We start from the raw sequence: 23562 nt of genomic DNA, 5'->3' as shown, positions 1-23562 counted from the left end.
CTTCTTCCATAGAAAAAGAGACCACTTCATATAGAAATGATCTCTTTATTGTACTATTTGAAATTCAATTAAATTCTTTCGTTTTTAATTTCTTCTACAATTTCCGGATTCAATAGGGTACTGATGTCTCCGAAGTTGCTGAAATCTCCTTCTGCAATTTTTCTAAGAATTCTACGCATGATTTTACCGGAACGTGTCTTTGGAAGACCGGAAACAAACTGTATCTTGTCCAGTTTAGCAATAGGCCCGATCTGATCAGAAATCAACTGATTGATTTCTTTCTTAAGGTTTTCCTTATCACGCCCTTCTCCGATTTCCTTCAGCATCACATAACCATATAATGCATTTCCTTTAATGTCATGCGGATAGCCTACAATAGCAGATTCGGCAACGGCAGGGTGTTGGTTGATACTGTCTTCAATAGGTGCTGTTCCCAGATTATGTCCTGAAACAATGATCACGTCATCCACGCGGCCTGTGATTCTGTAATAACCTACTTCGTCTCTCAAAGCGCCGTCTCCTGTAAAATATTTTCCAGGGAAGGCCGTAAAGTAAGTTTCTTTATATCTTTGATGGTCGCCCCAGATGGTTCTTGCGATTCCCGGCCATGGAAAACGGATACATAGGTTTCCGGTTACCTGATTACCTGTAATTTCATTGCGTTTATCATCCATCAAAACGGGTTGAATTCCCGGTAGAGGAAGAGTAGCATAGGTAGGCTTGGTAGGGGTCACAAAAGGAAGTGGTGAAATCATGATTCCTCCGGTTTCTGTCTGCCACCAGGTGTCAACAATCGGACATTTTTTCTTTCCTACATGATCATTAAACCAATGCCATGCTTCATCATTGATAGGTTCTCCTACAGATCCGATGACTTTCAATGAACTCAAATCATGCTTATCTACCCATTCTGTACTTTCTTTAGCTAGAGAACGAATAGCAGTAGGAGCGGTGTAGAATTGGGTGATCTTATGTTTCTCAATGACTTCCCAGAAACGATCTGGCTCAGGATAAGTAGGAACTCCTTCGAAAATGACTGTAGTGGCTCCATTCAATAATGGTCCGTAAAGAATATAAGAGTGACCAGTGATCCAGCCAATATCTGCGGTACACCAATAAATATCGTTTTCTTTATAATTAAATACATTTTTAAAAGTATAAGCAGTATACACCATATATCCGGCGCAGGTGTGGAGCATTCCTTTTGGTTTTCCGGTTGAACCAGAAGTATAAAGAATGAAAAGCGGATCTTCAGAATCCATAATAACTGTTACAAAATCAGGAGAAGCTTTTTCATATAAGTCAGCCAGCCAATAATCTCTTCCTTCTTTCATTTTGATCTCATTGTGAGTTCTCTTTACTACAAGGACTTTTTCAACAGTTGGCGTTTTTTCTAAAGCTTCATCCACAATGCTTTTTAGGTCCAGAACTTTATTTCCTCTGTAGCTTCCGTCTGAAGTGATGACCATTTTAGCTTCACAATCATTCACTCTTGAAGATACTGCGGAAGCGGAGAATCCTGCAAAAATAACAGAATGTACAGCTCCTAGTTTAGCGCAAGCCAGCATGGTAACAGCTAATTCCGGAATCATTGGAAGGTAAATACATACTCTGTCACCTTTTTCAATGCCCATTTCTTTTAAAATATTGGCAGTCTTATTGACACGGGTGTACAATTCGTTGTAGGAAATATGCTGAGCTTCCTCTTTGGGATCATTAGGTTCCCAGATGATTGCTGTTTTGTCTCCTCTTATGGCAAGATGTCTGTCCAGACAGTTTTTAGTAATATTAAGTTTGGCATTTTTGAACCATTCGATTTTAGCTTCATTCATATCGTACTTAACCACCTTGCTCCATCTCTGATACCACACAAAGTTCTGATCGGCTACCTTGTCCCAGAATTTCTTTGGGTTTTTGATAGATTTTTTATAATCTTCAAAGTATTGTGGTAAATCTTCTATTAAGTAATTTCTCATATCCCTTTCGTTTTTTGAAATTTGAATTGTATTTTAAATATATGTTTAATTTTTCGCTTAAGCCCTATATTCACTGATCTTTTCCTGAATTTCCTCAATAATTTTCTCGTCATCAATCGTTGATGGAATCTGAAAATCTTTACCATCCAGCAACGTTCTTATGAGCTTTCTTAAGATCTTTCCGGATCGTGTTTTGGGCAATCTTTTGACAACCATTGCGTTTTTTAAAAAAGCTACAGCGCCTATCTTTTCACGAACCATCAGGATAATATCCTTTTCAATATTTTCTTCAGTAATGGTAGTACCATTTTTTAAAACAATTGTCGCAAAAGGAATTTGACCTTTTAAGTCATCATCAATTCCTACGACAGCACATTCTGCAACATCAGGATGTGAGGAAACAATTTCTTCCATTTCTGAGGTGGAAAGCCGGTGTCCAGCAACGTTAATAACGTCATCCACTCTTCCAGTAATGAATATATAGCCATCTTCATCTTGTATAGCGCCATCACCGGAAAAGTAATATCCATTGTATTGTGATAAATAACTGTCTTCAAAACGGGCATGATCTTTCCATATACCAAGTAATGCTCCGGGAGGAAGAGGGAGTTTTATCACCAGATACCCTTCATGGTGTGGATCAAGCTCAAGCCCGTTTTCATCAAAAATTTTAATATCATACCCAGGAATAGGCTTTCCTGCAGAGGCTCTCTTGATGCTGTAATTTTTGTCAAAGGTTAATAAGCCAAGCATTGGCCATCCGGATTCTGTCTGCCACCAGTGATCAATAGCCGGAACTCCAATGTGTTCTGCAAACCAGTCTAAGGTTGCTACATCACACCGTTCCCCGGCAAGGAACTGTTTTTTGAAGTGTGACAGATCGTATTTTTTTACCAACTCGCCATTAGGATCCTCTTTTTTAATTGCTCTGATAGCAGTAGGAGCAGTAAACATCACTGAAACTTTGTATTCTGAGATAATTCTCCAGAAAGTTCCTGCATCAGGTGTCATAATAGGTTTTCCTTCGAAAATAATGGTAGTGTTTCTGTTGAGCAGAGGTCCATAAACGGAATAACTATGGCCAACGGCCCAACCGAAATCGGAGGCCGCCCAATACGTTTCCCCCGGTTCAATACCATAGATATATTTCATGGAAAATTTTAATGCGGTAGCATAACCGCCGGTATCACGTACAATCCCTTTAGGTTTTCCTGTGGTTCCGGAAGTATAGAGCAAATAAAGGGGATGATTAGATTCTACAGCAACACAATCAACAGGAGCAGATTTTTGAACCAACTCTTCATAATCGATCAGTCCATCAAACATTTCATCGTGATTATCTACTAATTTTCTGTTGTAAACAATAATATTATCTACTTTATCCTGTGCCAATTCAATGGCTTTTTCTACCAGTGGGAGATAAGGGATTCTTTTGGCGATCTCTATTCCTGCAGTGGCTGTGATTAAAACTTTAGGCTTGCAGTCATCGATTCTTATCACCAGCTCATGAGGGGCAAAACCTCCGAAAACTACATTATGAATAACTCCGATTCTTGCGCAGGCAAGCATGGCGAAAAGGGTCTGAGGAATCATAGGCATATAAATAACTGCAGTATCTCCTTTTTTTAATCCTAAAGAAGCTAGTCCTCCTGCCAATTTTGATATCTCTTCTTTGGCCTGATTGAAAGTGTAGATTTCTTTCTGACCTGTCACCGGAGAATCATAAACAATAGCATTCTGATCTCCGAAACCGTCCTCAATATGTTTGTCAATGCATAGATAGCACATGTTCAGTTTTCCATCAGCAAACCATTGTGGATAATCATTGATATCTTTTGAAAGAATCTGTTTTGGAAAGTCAAACCATTGTATGGCGGACGCCTGCTCCTTCCAGAATTCTTCTTTGTTTTCTATGCTTTGTTTAAATAGAGTATCTGTGTTCATATCAATAGTCTTTGTTTGGTGTTTTTTCTCTAAAACAACTCTTCAATCTGCTGCATCAGTTTTTTTATAGAATAAGGTTTTGTGACATAAGCGTCAGCACCCATCTCAAGTCCTTTTTCAATATCTCTTGGGTTGTTTTTTGCACTTAGGAAGATGACTTTTGTATTCTTCAGGTTTTCATCCTGCTTGATAATATCCAATGTACTGTAGCCGTCAAGATTAGGCATCATGATATCGAGAAGGATTACATCCGGAACCATTGTTTTGAGAAATTCCAGAACTTCTGTTCCGTCTCTGGCAATGTAGACGTCATAACCGTTCTTTTTAAAGCTGTATTCCAGTGACATTAATATTTTATGTTCATCATCCGCAATGATTATCTTTTTCATAATGGCTTTTTAAAGTTGTTCAACTTCATTTTTAATCTCGTTTATTATGCTGTCAGGAAGGCTGATTGTAAAAGTTACTCCAAGTCCGCTGTTTTCGGCTTTTATACTTCCGTTGTGGGCCTGTATAATTTTTTTTGAAATGGCAAGGCCAAGTCCGCTTCCTGTAGGTTTTAAAATATTCTGATTTTTAGATTGATAAAATTTGTCAAAAATCATCTCAAGGTCTTCTTCAGGGATGTGTTTCCCGGTATTGAAAATGGTAATGACCAATTGATTTTCTCTTTCAAATAATTTAGTCTGTATTGTTCCTTGTTCATCCGTGAATTTTAAGGCATTTCCCCATATATTCTGAAGAAGCTGGATCATTCTGGCTTCATCATACTCAAATATAACCCGATTCAGAAGATTAACCTCGCTTAAATGGATATTTTTCTGCTGTATCAGATGGAGGAGAGGGTTTAATGCTTTTTTATAGGTTTCAAGAATGTTGTTTTGTTGAATGCTTAATGAGATTTCACCATGTTGAAGCTTGTCGAGATAAAGAATGTCGTTGATAATTTCACTTAATCGGTCAGACTCTGTAATAATATTATTTAAAAACTCCTGTTTGATTTCAAAGGGAATGTCATCATCATCCGCCAGGATTTCCCCAGCTGAACGAATTGCAGTGATAGGAGTTCTTAATTCATGAGCAACAGAATCAAGGAAGTCATCTTTTTGGCGGTCTTTTACAATCAGGCTTTCATTGGCGGTTCTAAGGTCATCGGAAAGCTTTTGTAGTTCTTCAGACTGTTCCGTAAGTTTTTTGTTTAAACTGATATTTTCCTTGGATTCTTCAAGGATATTCAAAACTTCTTTCAGAGATATTTTATCTTCTTTGGTAACTCCTTCAATCAGAATTTTAGCTGAAGCTGTTCCAATTCTTCCTGCCAGAAGGTTTTCTGAAAATTTGATGAACCTTGAATCGGCAGTCTCAGTTTTTGAATCAATATTGTATTTTAAATTAAAAATTCTCAAAGCCTGTTCAGTTTTGTTTTTGCCTAAAAACCTTTCCAGTATATTTTGAATATCAGAAATATAAGCGGTCCCTCTCCAGATAAAAGCATTTTCATGATTCTGAATGTATTTGTCGATATCTACATACAGTTCAGCAAAATTTCTTTCACGATAATTTCCTTTGGTGCTTACTGAAATAATAGTAAATAAGCCTGTATTCACCAAGATTGACCAGAAAAAGATTTGGGGAATTCTTGCCAGATAAGGAATAGTGAAGAAGTTGAAAGAATTATACATGTCTCTTAAAACCCCTTTGAATTCTTGGTTATAGGAGAAGTAATACTGCGGAATAATGAGCCCGAAATAACAGATCGCTAATCCGGCAGTAAGGCCAATTACGGCTCCTTTGTAACTTCCTCTTCTCCAGAATATAGCTCCAAAAAATGCTGGCGCTAACTGTGCAATAACTACAAATGAAATCAATCCTACAGAATCCAGTGAAGTTTTTAAAATAAAATATTTGTAAAAAACAAAAGCCATAATAATCAGAGCAAAAATGCTGAACTTTCTGATGTTGGTGATGCTTCTTGTATTTTGTTCTTCATTTTCAGATTTCAGTTTCCCAAGCAATCCATAAGGGATAATAAGGTTATTCGAAAGCATGATGGATAAAGTGATGGCAGAAATAATAATCATGGAAATGCATGAGCTTAATCCACCAAGGAAGACCAAAACCGTGATTAAAGTATTGTCAAAATGCTGTGGAATTAAAATAGAGTAAAACTCAGGATTTACTTTCTCACCCTCAAATATTAACCTTCCACCCCAGGCAATCGGGAAAATAAATACGGTGAAGATCAATAAATAAAGCGGAAAAAACCAGATGGCAGTTCTGATGTGCTTTTCCTGTCTGTTTTCAACGATTGCCGTGTGAAACTGTCGGGGTAATATGCAGATGGCAGTTGCTGAGATCATGCATAAAACCATCCAGTTCATCGCCCCTTCAATACCATTGAATGTGTTTTTTTCTTTAAAATCTTTGAAATGACTGGCTTTCTGGTAGATATCTGTAAATCCATCGAAGACATAATAGATTACAAAAAAGCCTAGGATAATGATGAAAAATAATTTTAAAAAACTCTCCAGAGCAATAGCTGAAATAATTCCCAGTCGCTTTTCTGAAGCATCTACATATCGGGTTCCATAATACGAAGAAAATAAAGCGATTAAAACGACAACAAATGTCGCATTATCAGTCAGTATATTCTTTGACATCGGTGTTTCTGTTACTAGGTGGAAAGTTTCAGATATAGCTTTGATCTGTAGACCGATATAGGGGACAATAGCAAAAAGGCAGACAATTGTGATAATAGCGCTCAGACTTCTGCTGTTTCCATAGCGTAATGAGATAAAATCCGCAAGACTGCTTATTTTATTGACTCTGGCAATTCTTACAATTCTGGTGTTGATATAGATCCAGGCAGGAATAATCATGGCAGGCCCAATATAGATCGGGAGATAGTTAAGGCCGCTGATAGCCGCTACTCCAATGCTTCCATAGTAAGTCCATGCAGTACAATACACGGCCAAGGACAATGCATAAATGTAAGGGTTATTGATCCAGAACTTGCTTCTTTTCTTCTCTGCCAGATGGGCAACTAAGAACAGAAGGGCCAGATAAAACATAACCACAGAAAATAATGCGAAACTATTCATTGTACTTTTTTACAATTACAAAGGAAATTATGATGGAAACCATCCAGACAGCAAAGAGGTAAATCAAGATCATAGGATAACCGAAAATAACCTTTTCACTGTTGAAAAGTAGTGAAATAGGGATGCTGAAGGCGATCATCAGTCCGATGCTCAGAATAACCAGTTTTTGTTCGTGTCTCTTTTTCATAAATGATGATGGATAAAAGATAATTGATGAACAGTAGTTATTCATCAATTATCATTCATCTCTTATTAACTATATTTTGTCGTCAGAATATTCTCCTGTTAAAGCATAATAGCCAAAAACAGCCATTCCACCTGAGATAATCGGCATCAGTACAAACATAATGATGATCCCGAAAACCAGATCTTCCTGTTTTCCTGAGGTAATCTTTGGAATTCCCATTACCGTAATTCCAAAATATCCCACGATCACTGCAATGGCGATCCAGAGTATGCCTAATATTTTTTTTAGTCCGTTCATTTTAGTAGTTTTAAAATTAATAAAAATTTGAGTGATTCAGTGTCTAATCGTGAAGATTATTGTTCTTATTTTTAAGATAAATTAATCCGATAATCAGACAGACTGCTGCGACTCCAATTGGATACCATAATCCTTCAAGATACCAAGTGGCATGGCCGGCTTCTTTTCCAGTAGTTACAAGATAAGTAGCCACTGCAGGGAGAAGTCCTCCAAATACACCATTTCCGATATGGTAAGGTAAAGACATCGATGTATAGCGGATTCTCACCGGGAACATTTCAACAAGGAATGCCGCAATAGGTCCGTAAACCATCGTCACGAATATAACCTGAATGAATACTAAGAAGACCAGATACCATTTTGTACTGTCACTTACTTTTACAGATTGCGAAACTTTAGCTTCTTCAGCTTTGCCGTCTTTCATTACCGGGCCAGTCGGTGACCAGTGAACAATACTGTCTTTTTTGATTAATGTTCCATCTGTGAAAAGGGTTTCTTTATGGAAAGAGATAAGGCTGTCTGTAGCAATATCATTGTGGATTTTAGCGGTTCTTTTTTCTGTGATTCCGCTGGAGGCTACAGTTTTATTTTCAAGACTGATGCTTTTGAACATGCTGTCATAAATAGGTCTGTAAGCTAAAATAGCAACCAGCATTCCTGTCATCATCACCGCTTTTCTTCCTATTTTATCCGATAGCCAGCCGAAAAATACAAAGAAAGGAGTTCCTAAAAATAAAGCAGTCGCCATTAAATAATCTACCTGAGTAGAATCAATATTCATTACTTTCTGCATGAAGCTCATAGTGTAGAATTGTCCCGTGTACCAGATTACTCCTTGTCCCATGGCAGCTCCAAAAAGGGCAAGTAAAACGAATTTAAAGTTGAATTTATTCCCAAAGCTTTCTTTTAAAGGATTTTTGGAAGTTTTTCCTTCACTTTTCGCCTTTGCAAAAAGCGGAGATTCTTTCATGTTTTTTCTGATGATATAAGAAACCCCCACCATTAGAATTGAAATCCAGAAAGGAATTCTCCAGCCCCAGCCATCAAATTCTTCAGGAGAAAGGGTGGTTTTGGTAATCAAAATAACAATTAAGGAAATGAAAAGTCCTGCTGTGGCTGTAGTTTGGATCCATGAAGTCCAGTAACCTCTTCGATGAGGTTGTGCGTATTCTGCTACATAAGTGGCGGCCCCTCCATATTCACCTCCAAGAGCAAGTCCTTGTAATAATCTCAGAATTAAAACCAAAACAGGAGCCATGAATCCAATAGTCTCATAACTTGGAATACATCCAATAAGAAAAGTGGAAAAACCCATGATTAATAAAGTAACAAGAAAAGTATATTTTCTTCCGATAATGTCACCTAATCTTCCGAAGAATAAAGCTCCAAAAGGTCTTACTACAAATCCCGCTGCAAAAGTGGCCAATGTAGATAAAAATGCTGCTGTCGGATTATCTGCAGGGAAAAATTTAGTCGCTAAAACAATGGCTAAACTCCCGAAAATGTAGAAGTCATACCATTCTATCAGTGTTCCGAGTGAAGAGGCAGTGATAACGCTCCAAATAGTGCGGTTTTTCTGCCTGTCGGTCATATTTTCGTAGCTTTCGTGATGATTGTCGCTCATATTGATTAGTTTTTGATGTTAATGGAAAATGGAATAGGAGAGAAGTTTTATTTTTAATAGGACTTAACTTAACTCATCTTATAATTTTTATTGCCTTAGTGTATTCAGGTTATAAGTAGATTTGGAATTGTACAATAAATTCTCCCTTTGAAGAAGGTTTTTCAGTAGGATTGGTATAAACCGGTCTTGTGGAGTATTGAGTGGTGATCTTGGCGTGATGCCCATCTATGAACCAGTTGGCTCCAACATCAAATTGATTGGATGACTTGTCAAAAGCTTCAAAGTTTTTGTGCGTGTAGGCTGCAAAGGGCTGTATTCTGATTTTTGGCTTTTCTGCCTGACTTGGCAATAGTAAACCAGCCTGTGCGTAGATAATATTACCTGTTCCAATGGTTGGTTGTAGATTTCCTGGCCCTGCAATAGCTTTATTGCCTGTGAAATTAGGATCAGATGCTGCAATATTCATGGTTCCCAGATTTCTTACATAGTTTGGACCGAAATTATAATTGTAATATCCGGCATATGCTGAAACTGCCATTTTGTTTTTTGCTTCTCCTAGAGGAATATCTGCAAAGGCGTCTACGGCAAAAAGAGTAATATCATGCTTTTCAACATTTGAATTTACAGAAGTTCTGGTTCCATCTGCCTGATGGTAAAACCCAGCTCCTACATTGAAGACTTTTTTAGTTCCCAGATAAGATCCTACTTTGAAAGGTAAGGTATTGGACTCCTCATCAAGGAATTGATATTCAACATATCCTGCTTTTGAAAAACTTGGATTTCCATTGTTGTCTACTGCTACGGCTCTTGAAGGATCAGTTACATTAGCAGGAGCAAGGTCTGTAGCAAAAGGTTTATTTAAACTGAAACGATACTCCAATTTACCATATTTACCTTTAGCAAACATTCCGATTTGTCTTCCAAACTGATCCGAATTATCAATCAAGGGCCAGGAGAATACCGGAGAATCTACGGTAAGGAAATTTAGAGTGGAAGCCATGGTCATGCGGGAAAGTCCCATATAATAATGAAGACCTGCCCCTAAAGATAAACTGAATTTTCCGGCTTCTCCAGGTAAAATAACTGCATATTCATTCCATGCATCATGAAAAAACATCTGGGTTTTCTTTCCATTTCCATAACCACCTGTCCCTGAAGTTCCTGAAGCGCCGCCATTGATGAAGGTTTGATTGTTAATTCCAAAATGAAGAAGGATCATATATCTCTTGGAGATCTGTGCGTAGGTTAAAGCGCGTAATCGCCTGTTTCCCAAGTTCCATGTGTTGTCTGTTGGTTCATTTCCAACCATGCTTCCAGGGTTCATCTGGCTGTTTCTTAGCCAAAGCTGGTCCCATAAAATAAATCTGATGAATTTGTCTCCCTCAGGATTGAGGTTGATTTTTAATCCACTGCCATAATCAGGAGAACCCTGCGAATACATAGAACCACTGATTAAGGTAACTCCAATGAATGTAAGTAATTTCTTCATAAATTATCAATTTTTGGCGTTGTTTTTTGTGAAAGCCAAATTGGAATTAATAATTTATTTACGAAAATTTAATATATATTAGTGGTAATAGTATAGGTATGACTTGTTACGAAATATGATTTTCGAGTTTTGTAATCCGGATTTTTGAATTTTATTATTTATAAAATTTTGATAATTAATAGTTTGTTGTTTTGTTTTGTACTCCTTATCTGGAGCTGCGAACCCCGAACTTCATATCTACTTTTTAAACCTTTCCCATTTAATCAACATATACTTATCAGCAAACTGTGTAATAATAATCCCGGAGTTCTTAATATTCTCTTCCTGTGCTATGTATTCAATTAATTCATTTTGCTTCAGTATTTTATAAACAGGATGAAATTCCGAATGCGGAGGTCTTGTGATATTATATTTTTTGATCCATGAACTTATGGTAACATGGGAAACGCCAATAATTCTTTCAATTTCACGGTAGCTTAACCCTTCAAGATAAAGCTGTAGTGCCTTGGTGACGTAATAATCGTCAATCTGTTTTCCTAGTTTTTTGACCGTAAAATAATAGTTGCAGTTTTTACAGTAAAATCTCTGTTTTTGGTTGATTATACCACTTTTAACTACCTTATTTCCTTTGCATTTGGGACATGTATTTTCCATAGCTATATTATTTTAGCAAATATATAATAAATTAGCAAATATATATTTTTGATTAAAGATAATTTTACCTGTGTAAATTTTTAAAACAAAAAAAATATCTTTTTAATTTGGTTTTTAAAGAAATTATATTTTAAATTTGCCAAAAAATTTAGATAAATAAATGGAAATAGAAATTTCCTCATGCGAACATCTAGTGTATGTGAGTGAAATACAGCAGGAAATGTATGATTCTGCACAGCGTAGAGGAACGGGAATCGCAAAACGTTCCATCGAATATTTGAGTAAAAAGATTTCAGAAGGCAATGCTGTGGTTGCTACTGAAAACGGTGAGTGGGTAGGTTTCTGTTATATAGAGACCTGGTCTCACGGGAAGTTTGTTGCCAATTCGGGATTGATTGTATCTCCCAAATTCAGGCATGGTGGAGTGGCTACTCAGATTAAACATAAAGTTTTCCAATTATCTAGAGAAAAATATCCTGAAGCAAAGGTATTCGGGTTAACAACTGGACTTGCAGTAATGAAAATCAACAGTGATTTAGGATACAAGCCGGTCATTTATTCTGAGCTTACTCAGGATGAAGAATTCTGGAACGGTTGTAAGAACTGTGTGAATTACGAGATTCTAATGAAAAAGGAGCGTAAAAACTGCTTATGTACAGCAATGTTGTTTGTTCCTGAAAATATAAAAAATAATGAGGTTGTAGACAATCAGCCTGATCATAATAAAGTAAACGGTGTTGTGAATGCACAACCAGAAATTAAATATAGCAATGAACAAGAAAGTCATCTTAGCGTTTAGTGGAGGTTTAGATACTTCCTACTGTGCAAAATATCTTAGTGAAACACTGGGGTATGATGTATATGCAGTTACTGTAAATACCGGAGGTTTTTCCAAAGAAGAAGAAAAAGAGCTGGAGAAAAAAGCTTTAAACCTTGGGGTGAAAGAATACAGGTGCGTAGATGCTCAGGAAGATTACTACAACTCTTGTGTGAAGTATTTGATTTTCGGGAATGTGCTGAAAAATAACACATATCCTCTTTCTGTAAGCGCAGAACGTACGATTCAGGCACAGGAAATTGCAAAATATGCGATAGAAGTTGGAGCGGATGCAATTGCTCACGGAAGTACAGGAGCTGGAAATGATCAGGTTCGTTTTGATCTGATTTTCCAGGTGATGTGTCCAAATATTGAAATCATTACGCCAATCCGTGATATGGCGTTATCCCGTGAAGAAGAAATTGAGTTTTTGAAAAGTCATGGATATGAAATGGAATTCCATAAAGCGCAGTATTCAGTGAATAAAGGACTTTGGGGAACTTCTGTAGGAGGAAAGGAGACTTTAACATCAAGAAATTATCTGCCGGAAGAAGCTTTCCCGTCTCAGGTTCAGGAAACTCAACCTTCAGAACTGGAGATTGAATTTAAAAACGGAGAAGTAGTATCCGTAAATGGAGAGAGCTTTACTCATTCTGTATATGCCATTCAGAAAATAGAAGAATTGGCTTCAGCTTATGGAATTGGTCGTGATATTCACGTAGGTGATACCATTGTAGGAATTAAAGGAAGAGTAGGATTTGAGGCAGCAGCAGCTTCTGTGATTATCAAAGCTCACCATTTATTGGAAAAACATACGCTTTCAAAATATCAGCAAATGATGAAATCCCAATTATCCGATTGGTATGGAAACTGGCTTCATGAAGCTCTTTTCTTAGATCCGGTAATGAGAAATATTGAATCTTTCTTAACCGATTCTCAGAAAACTGTAAGCGGAAAAGTTTTTGTAACGCTTCATCCGTACAGATTTATCCTAAACGGAATAGAATCCAATCACGACTTAATGTCTGATAAATTCGGAAGCTATGGAGAGGCAAACAGAGCATGGACGGGAGATGATGTAAAAGGATACACAAAAATTGTAAGTAATTCCTTAAATATATATCACCAGATTAATCAAAATATCAACTAGAGTTCCGAAGGAACGATTTACCCCAAGATAGGATGCATTCCTATCAGTTTGAAAATGAAGAAAACAGTAGGAATAATAGGAGCCAACGGTTATACAGGAAGCGAGTTGATACGCTTGTTGGCTTTCCATCCCCATGTGACATTGAGTTTTTTATATAGTCGTTCGAATTCGGGAACAAGAATTTCGGATCTGTACCCGGATTTAACGACAGTTTGTGAGGATGTGTTGACAGATCAACCTGAAGAAGTAGATATTCTATTTCTGTGTCTTCCTCATAAGGAAAGCCAGAACTGGTTAACTCAAAATCCGGTTAAAGCAGAAACATTGGTTATTGATTTAGGAAATGACTTCCGTCTGGATGGAAATTTTGAAAACAGAAATTTTATCTACGGATTACCGGAAATCAATAAAAAACAACTGTCAGGTTCAAAAAGTATTGCAAATCCAGGGTGTTTTGCTACAGCAATTCAATTGGCATTATTACCATTGGCTGGAAAAGAGGTTTTGGATGAGGTTTTTACAACAGGAATTACAGGTTCTACAGGTGCTGGCCAGTCTTTACAGTCAACCACCCATTTCACTTGGAGAAATGATAATGTATCAGCTTATAAAACATTGACTCATCAGCATGTGGATGAAATTTTACAACAGATAGTTTTGTTTAATCATAAAGAAGTCAGCCTGAATTTTGTTCCATGGAGAGGAGATTTTGCAAGAGGGATTTTTACAAGTTCTACAGTGAAAACAGATTTGGGACTTTCTGACATCTATCAATTGTATCAGGATTTTTATGCAGAGGCGCCTTTTGTAACGGTAAGTGAAAAAGCAATTGATTTAAAGCAGGTTGTCAATACCAATCGCTGCGTGATCCAGATTGAAAAGAGTGGAAATGTAGCCGTTATTCACTCAGCGATTGACAATTTGTTGAAAGGAGCTTCAGGTCAGGCGGTGCAAAATATGAACATTGCGATGGGCTGGGAAGAAAATACAGGTTTGAATTTAAAACCGATTGCATTTTAGAATTAAATAATTAATAAGTCAATTGTAAGTTTTAAAAACTATAATTAAATCTGACTTAGGAAAATGGAGCGTTAAGAAAATTATTTCTATGAACGTTAAGAAAATTCTACTGTTTGAAGCGCGAGGAAAATATTGATTCGAAAGAGTAATTTGAAATTCGCACAAGTTTTAGAATTTTTAGAGAACAGAACTAATTTTTAGCGGAAGTTTCCAGGTCTTGAACTTTTGTTTCTTTTGTTTGACGATGTCGAATCTTCGATTTCAAGACAAAAGAAAAATAAAAAAAACAAAAAATGAATTTATTCAACGTATATCCATTATTCAACATAAATCCGGTTAAAGCTCAGGGATCTTTCCTTTGGGATGATAAAGGTGAAAAATATCTTGACTTCTACGGAGGCCACGCTGTAGTCTCTATTGGCCATAATCATCCGCACTACCAAAATAAATTGAAAGAACAATTGGAAAAGATTTCTTTCTATTCTAACTCTGTTCAAAATGAATTGCAAGTTGAGCTGGCTGATAAACTGGGAAAACTTTCAGGATATGAAGATTATAATCTTTTTCTGTGTAATTCAGGTGCTGAAGCTAACGAGAATGCATTGAAGCTAGCTTCTTTTCACAATGGGAAAAGCAAAGTGCTTTATTTCTCCGGATCATTCCACGGAAGAACTTCTGCGGCAGTTTCGGTAACAGATAATCCAAAGATTGTTGCTCCGGTTAATTTTTCAGAACGATTTATCAAATCAGAGTGGAATGACATCAAGCAGCTTGAAGAAACTTTTGCAGTACATGGAAATGAAATTTCATCAGTAATTATTGAAGGAATTCAAGGAGTAGGAGGAATCATGATTCCAACACCAGAGTTTTTATCTAAAATAAAAGAATTGTGTGAAAAATATGACACTGTTTTGATTTTGGATGAAGTACAGTCAGGATATGGAAGAAGCGGATATTTCTTTGCTCATCAGGAATTTGGAGTTGAAGCAGATATTATCACTACAGCAAAAGGAATGGGGAACGGTTTTCCGGTTGGCGGAGTTTTAATCAACCCTAAATTCCAGGCAAGTAATGGTTTGCTGGGGACAACATTTGGAGGAAATCACTTAGCGTGTGCAGCTTCTATTGCTGTTCTGGACGTAATGAAAGATGAAAATCTTATTAAAAATGCTCAGCAAATGGGCGAGTATATTGAAAATGAAATTAAAGGTTTACCCCATATTAAATCTATCCGAAGGAAAGGATTGATGATTGGAATAGAACTCGACAGAGACTGTTCTGAAGTAAGGAAAAGCTTACTGTTCGATCATCATATTTTCACCGGAAACTCAAACGATAAAACAGTGTTGAGGATTCTTCCGGCACTGAATATCAAAAAAGAGGAAACAGATCTTTTTATCAACGCTCTGAAAGAGGTGTTGGAAAATATGTAAGAGGTATTAAAATCTTTAAAATCAATTCAAAATGAAAAAATTCACAGCTGTAAGTGATGTAGAAAACTTACAGGAAATCATAAAAAAAGCTTTAGAAATTAAAGCGAACCCACTTTCAGAAACAGAAAAAGGAAAGGGGAAAACTATAGGACTTGTATTTTTAAACTCAAGCTTAAGAACCCGTTTAAGCAGCCAGATTGCAGCACAGAACCTTGGTTTAAATGTATTGACCTTAAACGCAGCACAGGAAGCATGGAATCTTGAATTTGCTGATGGGGCGGTGATGAACGGAGATACTGTAGAGCATATCAAAGATGCTATTGAAGTATTAAATCAATATTGTGATATCATTGCGGTACGTTGTTTCGCAGGAATGAAGAGCAAAGAGGACGATGTGAATGAAAGCATTCTAAGCCAGTTTGAACAGCATGCGAAAGTTCCTGTTATCTCTCTGGAATCAGCAACACGTCATCCTTTGCAAAGTTTGGCAGATTGTATTACGATTACAGAAAACTGGAAAGAAGACCGTAAGCCGAAAGTGGTTTTAACCTGGGCGCCACATATTAAACCAATTGCTCATGCAGTAGGAAATTCCTTTGCAGAATGGATGCAGGAAATGGATGTTGAACTAGTAATTACGAATCCGGAAGGGTATGATTTGGATCCGGCTTTTACAAAAGATACAAAAGTGATTCACAATCAGGACGAAGCTTTGAAAGATGCAGATTTTATCTATGTGAAAAACTGGTCTTCGTTTGATAATTATGCTGCAATGCCTGAAGTAAAAGAAAATTGGATGCTTACCAATGAAAAACTGGCAAATACCAATCAGGCAAAAGTAATGCACTGTCTTCCGGTTCGTCGTAATGTAGAATTAAGCGATGAAGTAATGGACGGAGAAAGTTCCATCATCTACCAACAGGCAAAAAACCGTATTTTCTCGGCGCAAGCTGTATTCAGCGAAATTTTAGACAATATAAAATAGCCTCCAACGAGTCCCAAAGGGACAATTTAACCCAAGATAGGAATAGATTTCTATCAATCCTACCAATACAATAAATGTAAAAAAATGAAACAGAAAATATACATCATAAAAATAGGCGGAGCGCTCATTGATGATGAACGATTACTGGATCAGTTTTTAGATCAGTTTTCCGAAATTAAAGAAAAGAAGATCCTTGTGCATGGCGGTGGAAAGTTAGCGAATACGCTGGCAGATAAACTAGGCATAGAGCAGAAGATGGTCAACGGAAGGAGGATTACGGATAAAGATACATTGGATATTGTTACGATGGTGTATGCAGGTGGAATCAATAAAAATATTGTTGAAAAACTACAGCAGAAAAAATGTAATGCTATAGGGTTTTCCGGAGCAGATGGAAATCTGATTAAAGCTAAGAAAAGAGAACATCCTGAAATAGATTTCGGATTTGTGGGAGATATCAATAAGAAGAGTGTGAACAGAAAACTCATTTCAAAACTGATGAAACTGGATCTTATTCCTGTATTTTCTGCGATTACCCATGATAGAAAAGGAAATCTTTTTAACACCAATGCAGATACAATTGCTTCTGTGATTGCCCAGGCACTGTCTGAGAAGTATGAAGTGGAGTTACTGTACTGTTTTGATAAACAGGGAGTATTGGGAAATGTGGATGATCCGGAATCTCTTATCAAAAGTATTTCTGAAGAAGATTTTACAACGCTGAAAGAAGAAGGAAAGCTTCACAAAGGGATTTTACCCAAACTGGAAAATGCTCTTGGAGCTGTAAAGAATAATGTAAATAAAGTGTTTCTGATTAAAGAGACAGAACTGAAAAATCATATAGAGAATCATCATGCAGGAACTGAAATCTGTTTATAATAAAGAAGAATTATTGAATAATGCGGTTGAGCTGCTTAAAAAGCTGATTGAAATTCCTTCGTTCAGTAAAGATGAATTCAATACATCGGTGGAAATTGAAAACTTCTTCAAAAAACACCAGATTCCCACCAAACGTTTTAAAAACAATATCTGGGCGGTGAATAAAAACTTTGATGTATTTAAACCATCCGTATTATTGAATACCCATCATGATACGGTAAAGCCAAATAAAGCCTACACCCTTGATCCGTTTGTTCCGATTGAAAAAGACGGTAAACTGTTCGGATTGGGAAGCAATGATGCCGGAGCTTCTCTGGTTTCTATGGCGCAGGTTTTTTTACATTTTTTTGATAAAGAAGATTTAGAATATAATTTAGTGATTGCGTTGACAGCAGAGGAGGAGATTTCAGGTTTTGACGGAATCGAGGCTCTGTTTCCACAGTTACCCAATATAGAGCTGGCTATTGTAGGTGAACCCACGCAGATGAATCTGGCCATAGCTGAAAAAGGACTGTTGGTGATTGACGGGGAGATGAAAGGAACTCCTTCTCATGCTGCTCATCCGAATGATGATAACTCTATTATCAAATGTATGGCGGATCTGCAGGGGATTTTAAATTTTAAATTTCCAAAAGTTTCAGATTATCTGGGCGAAGTAAAAGTAACTCTTTCAGGGATTCATGCTGGCGTACAGCACAATGTAGTACCAGAATCCTGTCATTTCACACTGGATGTAAGGGTAACGGATGAATATTCCAATAAAGAAGCCTTTGAAATCATTCAGTCTCAGATGAAATCAACACTTACGGCGAGGTCTTTCAGGTTGAACTCATCCAAAATTGAAATGGATCACCCGTTCGTAAAAGCAGGATTGGAAATAGGAAGAACAACCTATGGATCGCCAACATCTTCGGATCAGGCAATCATTCCATGTACATCTGTGAAATTAGGTCCTGGAGACAGTAGGCGCTCCCATACAGCGGATGAATTTATCTATATCAGTGAAATAGAAGAAGGTATTGATATTTACATCCAGATTTTGGAAAAAGTATTATAAAAAGCGGGGAGTAGGAAGATGGAAGAAAGGAAGTTGTTATCGTTTGTTATTAACTTCCAGCCTCTAGCTTCAGGCTTCCAGCTTAACATATATTTTGACTACGCTCAGCAGGCATTAAAGTTTCGTTTTTAATAAAGATTTATGCAAAAAATACCATTAGAAAGAGACTTTAAATAATTAAGGAAATGTTTTTTTATAGTTAATAGTAATAAGGATCGCCTTGCTGGGCCTGTCAAAATCAATCAAATATTTTAAATCGGACTGTGGTGAGATCAATAGAAAATACCCAGTCTTAGAAAAATCAATCATACTTATGAAAAAAATATGGCAAAAGGACGACCTGGCCACCAATATATTAGTCAATAACTTTACCGTAGGAAAAGATCTTGACTTCGACGAACGTTTAGCGAAATATGATGTTAAAGGTTCTATGGCACATTGTAAAATGCTGGCAGAAACCGGCATTATTTCTCTTGAAGAATCTGAGCAGATGCTGGCGGTATTAAACGATATTTTACAGGAAATTGAAAACGGAAATTTTGAAATTGATAAAGAAGCTGAGGATATCCATTCTCAGGTAGAAGCGATCCTGATTACAAAATTAGGTGATACCGGAAAGAAAATCCATACAGCACGATCAAGAAATGACCAGGTTTTACTGGATATCAAACTGTATTTACTGGATGAGATCCGTGAAATTACAGCGCTTACCGATGAGTTTTTCCAGATTTTGATCCAATTGGCAGATCAGCATAAGAATGTACTGCTTCCGGGGTATACCCATTTGCAGATCGCTATGCCTTCCTCTTTTGGATTGTGGTTCGGAGCTTATGCAGAAGCACTTTTAGACGATGTTGAAATGTTGTTTTCAACCAAAAACATCATTAATAAAAATCCACTGGGCTCAGCAGCGGGCTATGGTTCTTCTTTCCCGATCAACCGTGAGAGTACTACTTATAATCTAGGATTTCAATCCATGAACTATAATTCGGTATATGCTCAGATGACCCGCGGAAAGTCTGAAAAGTTACTGGCGATGGCAATGGCTACTCTGGCCGGAACACTTGGGAAATTTGCTTATGATGTGTGTTTGTATCTGAATCAGAATTTCGATTTCATCAGCTTTCCGAAAGAATTTACAACAGGAAGCAGCATTATGCCGCATAAAAAGAACCCTGATATTTTCGAATTGGTTCGTGCACGATGCAACAGAATTCAGGCGTTACCGAATGAATTGATCCTGTTAACGAATAACCTTCCGTCAGGATACCATAGAGATGTGCAATTAACAAAGGAAATTCTTTTCCCGGCTATTGATTCATTAAAAGAATGTCTGGAAATTTTAAGCTACACTTTACCGAACATTCAGGTAAAAGATGGAATTCTTGAGGATGAAAAATATAAATACCTGTTCAGCGTAGAGAAGATCAATGAAGAAGTGAAAAATGGAAGTTCTTTCCGTGATGCTTACGTGAAAGTAGGACAGGAGATTGAAAATAATGAATTTGAATTTGAACCAGGAGCTTTAGATCATACTCACCAGGGAAGTATTGGAAATCTTTGTCTGGATAAAATAGAATACCAGTTCAATAAACTGAAGAATAAATTATTGGGTTAAAATCTAAACCATTAAGATCTATAAAGGCTTGAGTTGACATAAAAATCTAAAAATTACTTTAGAATCGCCTTATGTTTATCGTTGTGAAATCCTTAAATCTTAATTGCTTAAGCCTGTCTTAATGGTTGGATTTTGTTTTGATCTTTGAAATTGATGATTGTGATAAGAGCCATGAAAGCTCACAAAGAATTTTAAGATAGGAAGAGTTAAGTAAAGTTTGAAATTTTACACATTGCTTTTACCATTCACTTGCGAATGCTTTTAGCTACTTTTCACCACTTAAAATTCCTTAATGGTTTAAAATGGAAAACTATTCAAGGTCTATCTTGAACTTGGTGGATTTTTTTACCTCATGAAGAACGATAGAGCTGTGGTACTGTCCGATGTTAGGAATGTTTGAAATCACGTTGACAGCAAATTCATTATAAGAATTGATGTCCTTGGCAATAATCTTTAGCATATAGTCGTATTCTCCGGAAAGACTGATGATTTCCTGTACTTCATCATATTTCCCGATATGTTTCTCAAAAGTCTCCAATACTTTCTTGGATTGTTCTTTAAGACGTACGTTACAGTAGACTACAATATTCAGACCCAGTTTCTCACGGTTTAAAAGACCTACATACTTCTGAATGATCCCCTGCTTCTCCAATTGTTTGATTCTTTCATACGTTGGAGTAAAGGTAAGACCAATCTTTTCTGAAATTTCTTTCACTGATAAAGTAGAGTCTTCCTGTATAATGCTGAGAATCATTTTGTCTTTTAAATCCATAGAATAAAGTTGTGTTGTAACAAAAATATTAATTTTAAATGAGAATAAGGAAATACTAAAGGTTTTAATTTATTTTAAACTTTGTTTTTGTAGGTTCATAAAATTGTTGTATCTTTGCACCTAATGAATAAAAAAGCATTTATATCATTAGATTTACCGGGCGAAAGCGCCCTTTACGATATTTATTGTTATTAGCGAAGATTGTTGTCTTCGCTTTTTTTATGCTTAAAAATTAAGATTATGTTTACGATTACAGAACTAAGTACCGAGAAAATCAACAGTATACTGACAGAAGCACTGGCTTTCAGAAATGGAAAAACTGCTAAAATTGAAGGCGAAGTTTTTTGTTCCAACCTTTTCTTTGAAGACAGCACTAGAACAAAGACAAGCTTTGATATTGCAGAAAGAAAATTAGGATTGCAGGTTGTTCCTTTTGATGCTTCCCACAGTTCTGTAAATAAAGGGGAGAGTCTTTATGATACCGTGAAGACAATTGAGAGCCTGGGAGTAAATCTGGTAGTGATCCGAGATAAGAAAGACAGATATTTTGAAGAACTGAAGAATATTAAAATTCCTGTAATCAATGGCGGAGACGGAACAGGAAACCATCCTTCACAATGTATGCTGGATCTGATGACCATCTATCAGGAATTCGGAAAATTTGAAGGATTAAAAATAGGAATTGTAGGAGATGTAAAACACAGTCGCGTGGCGAACTCAAATGCTGAAGCTTTAAGAAGACTAGGTGCTAAAGTATACTTTTCAGGACCTGAGCAATGGTTTGATGAAGGAGCGTTAATCAACGGAACTTATCTTTCAGTAGACGAACTGATCGCTGAAGTAGATGTTCTGATGTTACTAAGAATCCAACACGAAAGACATGATGCTGCTATGAGCTTTACAGCATCCGATTACCATAAAAGATATGGTCTGACTAAAGAAAGAGAGCAGGCCATGAAAAAAGAAGCAATCATCATGCATCCGGCACCTATCAATAGAGGAGTAGAAATAGACTCAGATCTGGTAGAATGTGAACGTTCAAGAGTCTTCAGACAAATGGAAAACGGAGTTTTCGCCAGAATGGCCATCCTAAAAGATGCATTGCAAGAAAAAGGATTTACCTTTAAATAAAAGAGCCAAGGTAAAAGTAAAAAGTATGGCAAGCTTCGTAGGAGCGACCTGTTAATAGCCATGGGGTGCAACCCCTGGAAAAATAAGAAAGACATTAATTATGTGAGCCTCGTAGAGGCGACCTGATAATAACCACGGGATAGAACCCTTGGACAAAAAAATAAAGATTATATCTGCCCCTGTAAGGGCAACTTGTTAATAAAAAAGAAAATCTAAATAGAAAAAATGAAGAAAAAATTAATACTGGAGTCCGGTGAAGTGTTTCATGGAGAAGGTTTCGGAGCAGAATTGGAAACTGCAGGAGAAGTAGTTTTCAATACCGGAATGACAGGGTATCAGGAATTGATCTCTGACCCATCGTATTGTGGTCAGATAGTTTGTATGACCTATCCGCTTATCGGGAATTATGGTATTAACCGTGATGATTATGAAAGTATTGAGCCGGCAATTAAAGGGCTTATCGTAAAAGAACTTTGCGATCTTCCTTCTAACTTCCGTACTCAGATCACTTTAGATGAATTATTTAAGAAGAAAAACCTTTCAGGAATTTCAGGAATTGATACAAGAAGACTAACAAGAATTCTTCGTAACTCCGGAGTAGTGAAAGGAAAAATCGTGAATGCTGATGCAGACGAAGCAGCAACAGCTGCAGAACTAAAAACAACCACTTTCCCAATCAATCAGGTAGAAGAGGTTTCTACTAAGACACCTTATGCAAACCCTAACAGAGGTTTCAAAGTAGTGTTGGTAGACTTTGGTGCTAAATTGGGAATCATCAGAGAATTATCTCAAAGAAACTGTGATATCATCGTGGTTTCTCAAGATACAACAGCAGAAGATATCCTATTGATGAATCCAGATGGAATTATGCTTTCAAACGGTCCTGGCGACCCGGAAGATGTACCACACGCATTAGATATGATCCGTGGATTATTAGGAAAAGTTCCAATCTTCGGAATCTGTTTAGGACACCAGCTTATTGGTCTTGCTTGCGGAGCAAAAACATTCAAACTGAAGTTCGGACACAGAGGAGGAAACCACCCTGTACTGGATTTAGCGAAAAATACGGTAGCAATCACTTCTCAGAATCATGGATATGCAGTAGATCAGGAAAGCTTAAAAGGAACTGACCTTATCGAAACTCACATCGCTTTGAACGACAGAACAAACGAAGGTTTGAAACACAAAATTCACCCTTGCTTCTCTGTTCAGTATCACCCTGAAGCGAGCCCTGGTCCGGAGGATGCAAACTACTTGTTTGATGAGTTTATCCAATTAATGGAAGACTTTAAAAATAAATAAGACGGCTTTCTGTCATTCTGAACGAAGAAATGGAGATTCCTCGATTCCTCGGAATGACAAGTACAAACAACTCAACCTGTCATTCTGAACGAAGCGATAGCGTAGTGAAGAATCTCTACAAAACAT

The 23562-nt window shown here is 36.9% G+C and carries 20 protein-coding genes; 10 read left to right on the top strand and 10 right to left on the bottom strand.

The features are described from left to right. Positions 1-68: 68 nt before the first annotated feature. The 9 genes from acs to AC3HD6_RS13390 all read right to left on the bottom strand — a co-directional run bounded on the left by acs (position 69) and on the right by AC3HD6_RS13390 (position 11272). Positions 69-1976: an acetate--CoA ligase gene (gene acs, locus AC3HD6_RS13430; RefSeq protein WP_488896793.1), complete on the bottom strand. Its 1908-nt coding sequence runs from the start codon at positions 1974-1976 to the stop codon at positions 69-71. Between the two features lie 57 nt (positions 1977-2033). Next, on the bottom strand, positions 2034-3920 hold the full coding sequence (locus AC3HD6_RS13425) for an AMP-binding protein (RefSeq protein ID WP_488896792.1): 1887 nt from the start codon (positions 3918-3920) through the stop codon (positions 2034-2036). A 29-nt stretch (positions 3921-3949) separates the two neighbouring features. Continuing rightward, positions 3950-4309 (bottom strand): response regulator transcription factor, encoded by a 360-nt coding sequence (locus AC3HD6_RS13420; RefSeq protein ID WP_488896791.1) that lies wholly within the window; start codon positions 4307-4309, stop codon positions 3950-3952. A gap of 9 nt (positions 4310-4318) precedes the next feature. After that, positions 4319-7021, bottom strand: a complete 2703-nt coding sequence (locus AC3HD6_RS13415; protein WP_488896790.1) for an ATP-binding protein — start codon at positions 7019-7021, stop codon at positions 4319-4321. Continuing rightward, positions 7014-7208, bottom strand: a complete 195-nt coding sequence (locus AC3HD6_RS13410; protein WP_488896789.1) for a hypothetical protein — start codon at positions 7206-7208, stop codon at positions 7014-7016. The genes AC3HD6_RS13415 and AC3HD6_RS13410 overlap by 8 nt, the downstream gene beginning before the upstream one ends. A gap of 69 nt (positions 7209-7277) precedes the next feature. Continuing rightward, positions 7278-7505, bottom strand: a complete 228-nt coding sequence (locus AC3HD6_RS13405; protein ID WP_068942746.1) for a DUF6814 family protein — start codon at positions 7503-7505, stop codon at positions 7278-7280. A 43-nt stretch (positions 7506-7548) separates the two neighbouring features. Then, on the bottom strand, positions 7549-9129 hold the full coding sequence (locus AC3HD6_RS13400) for an MFS transporter (protein WP_488896788.1): 1581 nt from the start codon (positions 9127-9129) through the stop codon (positions 7549-7551). Between the two features lie 109 nt (positions 9130-9238). After that, complete coding sequence (locus AC3HD6_RS13395) at positions 9239-10618, bottom strand: porin (RefSeq protein ID WP_488896787.1); 1380 nt, start codon at positions 10616-10618, stop codon at positions 9239-9241. 237 nt (positions 10619-10855) lie between these two features. After that, on the bottom strand, positions 10856-11272 hold the full coding sequence (locus AC3HD6_RS13390; protein ID WP_488896786.1) for a transposase: 417 nt from the start codon (positions 11270-11272) through the stop codon (positions 10856-10858). Positions 11273-11432: 160 nt separating this feature from the next. Here AC3HD6_RS13390 and AC3HD6_RS13385 point away from each other — a divergent pair, with 160 nt between their 5' ends. The 8 genes from AC3HD6_RS13385 (at position 11433) to argH (ending at position 20231) form a co-directional block, all read left to right on the top strand. Next, a complete protein-coding gene (locus tag AC3HD6_RS13385; RefSeq protein ID WP_488896785.1) occupies positions 11433-12071 on the top strand; it encodes a GNAT family N-acetyltransferase in 639 nt (212 codons plus the stop codon). Continuing rightward, a complete protein-coding gene (gene argG / locus AC3HD6_RS13380) occupies positions 12043-13239 on the top strand; it encodes an argininosuccinate synthase (protein WP_488896784.1) in 1197 nt (398 codons plus the stop codon). The genes AC3HD6_RS13385 and argG overlap by 29 nt, the downstream gene beginning before the upstream one ends. A gap of 54 nt (positions 13240-13293) precedes the next feature. Further along, complete coding sequence (gene argC / locus AC3HD6_RS13375; RefSeq protein WP_488896783.1) at positions 13294-14259, top strand: N-acetyl-gamma-glutamyl-phosphate reductase; 966 nt, start codon at positions 13294-13296, stop codon at positions 14257-14259. 293 nt (positions 14260-14552) lie between these two features. Then, the gene (locus tag AC3HD6_RS13370) at positions 14553-15692 is read left to right on the top strand and encodes an aspartate aminotransferase family protein (RefSeq protein WP_488896782.1); all 1140 of its coding nucleotides are present in this window, start codon (positions 14553-14555) and stop codon (positions 15690-15692) included. Positions 15693-15723: 31 nt separating this feature from the next. Further along, entirely contained in the window at positions 15724-16677 is a 954-nt protein-coding gene (locus AC3HD6_RS13365) for an N-acetylornithine carbamoyltransferase (RefSeq protein ID WP_488896781.1), read from the top strand. Positions 16678-16761: 84 nt separating this feature from the next. Next, complete coding sequence (gene argB / locus AC3HD6_RS13360) at positions 16762-17556, top strand: acetylglutamate kinase (RefSeq protein ID WP_488896780.1); 795 nt, start codon at positions 16762-16764, stop codon at positions 17554-17556. After that, entirely contained in the window at positions 17531-18613 is a 1083-nt protein-coding gene (locus tag AC3HD6_RS13355) for a M20 family metallo-hydrolase (protein ID WP_488896779.1), read from the top strand. Before argB ends, AC3HD6_RS13355 begins: the two co-directional genes overlap by 26 nt. A gap of 313 nt (positions 18614-18926) precedes the next feature. Further along, positions 18927-20231, top strand: a complete 1305-nt coding sequence (argH, locus tag AC3HD6_RS13350) for an argininosuccinate lyase (RefSeq protein WP_488896778.1) — start codon at positions 18927-18929, stop codon at positions 20229-20231. 310 nt (positions 20232-20541) lie between these two features. Here argH and AC3HD6_RS13345 read toward each other — a convergent pair whose 3' ends face one another. Beyond that, positions 20542-21003, bottom strand: coding sequence for an Lrp/AsnC family transcriptional regulator (locus AC3HD6_RS13345; RefSeq protein ID WP_045495405.1), 462 nt, complete (start codon positions 21001-21003; stop codon positions 20542-20544). 240 nt (positions 21004-21243) lie between these two features. Here AC3HD6_RS13345 and AC3HD6_RS13340 point away from each other — a divergent pair, with 240 nt between their 5' ends. Together AC3HD6_RS13340 and AC3HD6_RS13335 are read left to right on the top strand one after the other, a co-directional pair. Beyond that, positions 21244-22134, top strand: coding sequence for an aspartate carbamoyltransferase catalytic subunit (locus tag AC3HD6_RS13340; protein WP_488896777.1), 891 nt, complete (start codon positions 21244-21246; stop codon positions 22132-22134). Between the two features lie 225 nt (positions 22135-22359). Then, the gene (locus tag AC3HD6_RS13335) at positions 22360-23436 is read left to right on the top strand and encodes a carbamoyl phosphate synthase small subunit (protein ID WP_123860227.1); all 1077 of its coding nucleotides are present in this window, start codon (positions 22360-22362) and stop codon (positions 23434-23436) included. Positions 23437-23562: the final 126 nt, after the last annotated feature.

It is taken from the genome of Chryseobacterium sp. II3a (genome assembly GCF_057815135.1).
This window is presented reverse-complemented; position numbering and strand designations above follow the sequence as displayed.

What these genes read in the sequence shown, in the direction of transcription:
- AC3HD6_RS13370 (WP_488896782.1), top strand. Translation starts at nt 14,553, where the DNA reads ATGAATTTATTCAACGTATATCCATTATTCAACATAAATCCGGTTAAA.
- AC3HD6_RS13415 (WP_488896790.1), bottom strand. Translation starts at nt 7,021, where the DNA reads ATGAATAGTTTCGCATTATTTTCTGTGGTTATGTTTTATCTGGCCCTT.
- argG (WP_488896784.1), top strand. Translation starts at nt 12,043, where the DNA reads ATGAACAAGAAAGTCATCTTAGCGTTTAGTGGAGGTTTAGATACTTCC.
- AC3HD6_RS13390 (WP_488896786.1), bottom strand. Translation starts at nt 11,272, where the DNA reads ATGGAAAATACATGTCCCAAATGCAAAGGAAATAAGGTAGTTAAAAGT.
- AC3HD6_RS13400 (WP_488896788.1), bottom strand. Translation starts at nt 9,129, where the DNA reads ATGAGCGACAATCATCACGAAAGCTACGAAAATATGACCGACAGGCAG.
- argB (WP_488896780.1), top strand. Translation starts at nt 16,762, where the DNA reads ATGAAACAGAAAATATACATCATAAAAATAGGCGGAGCGCTCATTGAT.
- AC3HD6_RS13335 (WP_123860227.1), top strand. Translation starts at nt 22,360, where the DNA reads ATGAAGAAAAAATTAATACTGGAGTCCGGTGAAGTGTTTCATGGAGAA.
- AC3HD6_RS13410 (WP_488896789.1), bottom strand. Translation starts at nt 7,208, where the DNA reads ATGAAAAAGAGACACGAACAAAAACTGGTTATTCTGAGCATCGGACTG.
- AC3HD6_RS13420 (WP_488896791.1), bottom strand. Translation starts at nt 4,309, where the DNA reads ATGAAAAAGATAATCATTGCGGATGATGAACATAAAATATTAATGTCA.
- argH (WP_488896778.1), top strand. Translation starts at nt 18,927, where the DNA reads ATGAAAAAAATATGGCAAAAGGACGACCTGGCCACCAATATATTAGTC.
- AC3HD6_RS13425 (WP_488896792.1), bottom strand. Translation starts at nt 3,920, where the DNA reads ATGAACACAGATACTCTATTTAAACAAAGCATAGAAAACAAAGAAGAA.
- AC3HD6_RS13405 (WP_068942746.1), bottom strand. Translation starts at nt 7,505, where the DNA reads ATGAACGGACTAAAAAAAATATTAGGCATACTCTGGATCGCCATTGCA.
- AC3HD6_RS13355 (WP_488896779.1), top strand. Translation starts at nt 17,531, where the DNA reads ATGCAGGAACTGAAATCTGTTTATAATAAAGAAGAATTATTGAATAAT.
- AC3HD6_RS13345 (WP_045495405.1), bottom strand. Translation starts at nt 21,003, where the DNA reads ATGGATTTAAAAGACAAAATGATTCTCAGCATTATACAGGAAGACTCT.
- AC3HD6_RS13365 (WP_488896781.1), top strand. Translation starts at nt 15,724, where the DNA reads ATGAAAAAATTCACAGCTGTAAGTGATGTAGAAAACTTACAGGAAATC.
- AC3HD6_RS13395 (WP_488896787.1), bottom strand. Translation starts at nt 10,618, where the DNA reads ATGAAGAAATTACTTACATTCATTGGAGTTACCTTAATCAGTGGTTCT.
- argC (WP_488896783.1), top strand. Translation starts at nt 13,294, where the DNA reads ATGAAGAAAACAGTAGGAATAATAGGAGCCAACGGTTATACAGGAAGC.
- AC3HD6_RS13340 (WP_488896777.1), top strand. Translation starts at nt 21,244, where the DNA reads ATGTTTACGATTACAGAACTAAGTACCGAGAAAATCAACAGTATACTG.
- acs (WP_488896793.1), bottom strand. Translation starts at nt 1,976, where the DNA reads ATGAGAAATTACTTAATAGAAGATTTACCACAATACTTTGAAGATTAT.
- AC3HD6_RS13385 (WP_488896785.1), top strand. Translation starts at nt 11,433, where the DNA reads ATGGAAATAGAAATTTCCTCATGCGAACATCTAGTGTATGTGAGTGAA.